This is a genomic window from Leisingera sp. ANG-M6 (genome assembly GCF_000813905.1).
In the GTDB taxonomy this organism is placed as follows: domain Bacteria; phylum Pseudomonadota; class Alphaproteobacteria; order Rhodobacterales; family Rhodobacteraceae; genus Leisingera.
Map to the genome: position 1 here is coordinate 1 of NZ_JWLG01000038.1, position 2,864 is coordinate 2,864.

The following is a 2,864-nucleotide window of genomic DNA, read 5'->3' on the forward strand; positions in this document are numbered from 1 at the left end:
GTATCCAAGCTCTGCTTTGCATCGCCATAGAACATGCGGGTGTTTTCCTTGAAGAACAGGGGGTTCTCGATGCCGGAGTAGCCGGTGCCCTGGCCTCGTTTGGAGACGAACACCTGTTTCGCCTTCCAGCACTCCAGGACCGGCATGCCCGCGATCGGCGAGTTAGGGTCTTCCTGGGCGGCCGGGTTGACGATGTCGTTGGAGCCGATGACGATGGCCACGTCGGTGTCCGGGAAGTCCTCGTTGATCTCGTCCATTTCCAAGACGATGTCGTAAGGCACCTTGGCCTCGGCCAGCAGCACGTTCATGTGGCCCGGCAGGCGGCCTGCAACCGGGTGGATCGCAAAGCGCACCTCTTTGCCCTTTGCGCGCAGGCGGCGGGTCAGCTCAGCCACGTTCTGCTGCGCCTGGGCCACCGCCATGCCGTAGCCGGGGATGATGATGACGCTGTCGGCCTCATCCAGCGCGGTGGCAACGCCGTCGGCGTCGATGGCGATCTGCTCGCCCTCCACTTCCATCGCGGGACCGGTGGTGCCGCCGAAGCCGCCCAGGATCACGCTGACGAAGGAGCGGTTCATCGCCTTGCACATGATGTAGGAGAGGATCGCACCGGAGGAGCCCACCAGCGCGCCGACCACGATCAGCAGGTCGTTGCCAAGCGAGAAGCCGATCGCCGCCGCGGCCCAGCCGGAGTAGCTGTTCAGCATCGAGACCACCACCGGCATGTCAGCGCCGCCGATGCCCATGATCAGGTGGTAGCCGATGAACAGCGCCGCCAGGGTCATCAGGAACAGCGGCAGGAAGCCGCCGGAGCCGAAGTACCAGATCAGGCAGAGGAAGGAGAGGCCCGCCGCGCCCGCGTTCAGCATATGGCCGCCCGGCAGCTTGGTGGCAGCCGAGGTGACCTTGCCCGCCAGCTTGCCAAAGGCGATGACCGAGCCGGTGAAGGTGATGGCGCCGATGAAGATGCCGAGGAACAGCTCAACCCGCAGGAAGGAGATCTCTGCCGGGGTCTTCTTGGCAATCAGCTTGGCAAAGGTGCCGAGGTCTTCGGTGCTGCCCGCGGCCACGGCGGCCGCCACATTGCCGATCTCAAAATGGGCGATGAAGCCCACAAAGACCGCAGCCAGACCGACCAGCGAGTGCATCGCGGCAACCAGCTGCGGCATCTCGGTCATCTGGACCTTCTTGGCGACATAGGTGCCGATGATGCCGCCGCCTGCGATCAGCAGGACCGACAGCAGCCACAGGCCGGAACCGGGGCCGATGAGGGTGGCAAAAACCGCCAGCCCCATGCCGGCAATGCCGTACCAGACCGCGCGCTTGGCGCTTTCCTGATTGGACAGCCCGCCGAGGCTCAGGATGAAAAGAACAGCCGCAACAACATAGGCGGCGGTGGTGAAACCGTAATCCATGTGCCCGGCCTCCTTAAGATTTCTGGAACATGGCGAGCATGCGCCGGGTGACGAGGAAGCCGCCGAAGATGTTGATCCCGGCCATGAAGACCGAAAGCGCGGCCAAGAGGATCACCAGCCAGCTGCCGGAGCCGATCTGCATCAGCGCGCCCAGGATGATGATCGAGGAGATCGCGTTGGTGACCGCCATCAGCGGTGTGTGCAGCGAGTGGGCCACGCCCCAGATCACCTGGAAGCCGACGAAGCAGGCCAGCGCAAAGACGATGAAGTGCTGCATGAAGCTGACCGGCGCAAAGAGGCCCACCAGCAGCAAGAGCGCGCCGCCGCCGGCCAGCATGGTGACCTGGCTCTTGGTCTGCGCCTTGAAGGCCTCAACCTCCTTGGCGCGTTTTTCCTCCGGTGTCAGCTCCGGCACGGCCTCCTTGGGCTTGGCCGCAATGGCCTGCACCTTCGGCGGCGGCGGCGGGAAGGTGATCTCGCCCTCGAACGTGACGGTGGCACCGCGGATCACGTCGTCTTCCATGTCGTGATTGACCAAACCGTCTTTCTCCGGCGTCAGGTCAGCCATCATGTGGCGGATGTTTGTCGCGTAAAGGCTCGAGGACTGCGCCGCCATGCGGCTGGGGAAGTCGGTGTAGCCGATGATGGTGACACCGTTTTCGGTGACGATCTTCTCGTCCATGACGGTCAGCTTGCAGTTACCGCCCTTCTCCGCTGCCAGGTCGACAATGACCGAGCCGGGCTTCATTGCGGCAACCATATCCTCGGTCCACAGTTCCGGCGCCTCGCGGTTCGGGATCAGCGCGGTGGTGATGACAATGTCCACCTCCGGGGCCAGCTCGCGGAACTTGGCCAGCTGTGCTTCGCGGAACTCCGGGCTGGAGACCGAGGCATAGCCGCCGGTGGCAGCGCCGTCCTGCTGCTCTTCCTCGAAGTCCAGATAGACAAACTCGGCCCCCATCGACTCGACCTGCTCAGCCACTTCGGGGCGCACGTCAAAGGCATAGGTGACGGCTCCCAGCGAGGTCGAGGTGCCGATGGCGGCAAGCCCCGCCACCCCGGCGCCGACCACCAAAACCTTGGCAGGCGGCACCTTGCCTGCCGCGGTGATCTGGCCGGTGAAGAAGCGGCCGAAGTTGTTGCCCGCCTCGATGACAGCGCGGTAGCCCGCGATATTGGCCATCGACGACAGCGCGTCCATCTTCTGCGCGCGCGAAATCCGCGGCACCATTTCCATGGCGATGACATTGGCGCCCTTGGACTTGGCCAGCGCCATGCCTTCTTCGTTGCCCGCAGGGTTGAAGAAGGAGATCAGCGTCTTGCCCTTGGTCAGCCGCTTCAGTTCGGTGGCATCGGGCTGACGAACCTTGGCGACGATATCCGAGGCCTTCCACAAGGCTGCCGGGGTCTTGATGACCTCAACGCCTGCCGCCTCATAGACCGCATCGG

The 2,864-nt window shown here is 64.1% G+C and carries 2 protein-coding genes; both read right to left on the bottom strand.

Features of this window, described 5'->3' with window-relative positions:
- The coding region (locus RA24_RS21415; RefSeq protein WP_039194306.1) for an NAD(P)(+) transhydrogenase (Re/Si-specific) subunit beta at positions 1-1,415 on the bottom strand (1,415 nt) is incomplete at its 3' end.
- A 13-nt stretch (positions 1,416-1,428) separates the two neighbouring features.
- Positions 1,429-2,864: Re/Si-specific NAD(P)(+) transhydrogenase subunit alpha (locus RA24_RS21420; RefSeq protein ID WP_039194309.1), on the bottom strand; the 1,436-nt coding region annotated here is incomplete at its 5' end.